This window comes from Arhodomonas sp. KWT, assembly GCF_010993615.1.
Map to the genome: position 1 here is coordinate 1 of NZ_WNXE01000712.1, position 856 is coordinate 856.

Here is an 856-nt window from a genome sequence, read left to right on the forward strand (position 1 = left end):
CGCCGCCGCGGAAGCCCGTCATGGCGTCACCCCCTCGGTCACCGGACAACCATTACAACCAGCCATGAGTCCTGCCGCCCCGCCGCGAGTCCAGCGGCGGCTGCCGCGGGCACGCGAATGCGCCGGGACGGGGATGGAATACACGGTTCAGCGCCAGTGTACCAGTCCCCACAGGCCCGCCCCTCGCGTGTAGAATCCGCGGTCTGCCCGGCACCACAAGAACCTGAGGACACGAGGAGACGGACCCGCATGGAGATCGGCCAGCGCCACACCGCCCTGCTCGCCGGCTTCATCGGTAACGTCGTCGAGTGGTACGACTTCGCCCTGTACGGCTACATGGCCGGCATCCTCGCCGGACTGTTCTTCCCGGGCGACAACCCCACCGCCTCGCTGATCGCCACCTACGGGGTGTTCGCCGCCGGTTTCATCATGCGGCCGCTGGGCTCCGGGGTATTCGGCTGGCTCGGCGATACCATCGGGCGCAGCCGTACCATGCTGGTGTCGGTGATGATGATGGCGCTGCCGACGCTGCTGCTCGGCTGCCTGCCCACGTTCGAGACTATCGGCCTGTGGGCGCCGGTGCTGCTGGTGCTCGTGCGCATCGTGCAGGGACTGTCCGTGGGCGGCGAGTTCAGCAGCTCCGTGACCTATCTCGTGGAGACCGCCGACCCCGGGCGCCGGGGCTTTGCAGGGAGCTGGGCCAACACCGGCAGCATGTTCGGCATGCTCCTCGGCGCCGGCGTCGCCGCCCTGGTGACCACGGTGCTCGCCCACGAGACGGTGCTGGCCTGGGGCTGGCGGCTGCCGTTCCTGTTCGGCGGCGTGCTCGGCACCGCGGCCATCGTGCTGCGCCGCC

The 856-nt window shown here is 69.9% G+C and carries 1 protein-coding gene; it reads left to right on the forward strand.

The genetic code is table 11. The annotated features are described in order from the left end of the window. Positions 1-249: 249 nt before the first annotated feature. The coding region (locus tag G7A99_RS21910; protein WP_163144066.1) for an MFS transporter at positions 250-856 on the forward strand (607 nt) is incomplete at its 3' end.